This is a genomic window from Pseudomonas sp. 05T35 (assembly GCF_056396605.1).
On sequence record NZ_JBFTLU010000981.1, the window covers coordinates 1 to 439 of the forward strand.

At 61.7% G+C, this 439-nt stretch carries 1 protein-coding gene; it reads right to left on the reverse strand.

Annotation, left to right across the window (positions count from 1 at the left end):
- Window positions 1–439 (reverse strand): U32 family peptidase (locus AC1DH9_RS31015; RefSeq protein ID WP_477809572.1); only part of this gene is annotated, 439 nt, incomplete at both ends.

Sequence of the window (439 nt, forward strand, 5' to 3'; positions counted from 1 at the left end):
CTTCCAGCTCCATGGCGGGGACTTGCTGGCGAATCTCGGCGATTTCTTCCAGCGAGAGCTCCCGCGACAGGATGATCCGGCTCAAACCTTGCTGTTGCCAGAACTCGACACTGGCCCAGTTCACCGTGTTGGCTTGCACCGAGAGGTGAATCGGCATCTGCGGGAAATGCCGGCGCACCAGCATGATCAACCCGGGGTCGGACATGATCAGCGCATCCGGGGCCATGGCGATGACCGGCTGAAGATCCTTGAGGAAGGTTTTCAGCTTGGCATTGTGCGGGGCGATGTTCACCACCACATAGAAACGCTTGCCCTGGGCCTGGGCTTCGCGGATGCCGAGGGCCAGGTTGGCATGATCGAACTCGTTATTGCGCACACGCAAGCTGTAGCGCGGCTGGCCGGCGTAGACCGCATCGGCGCCGTAGGCGAAGGCGTAGCG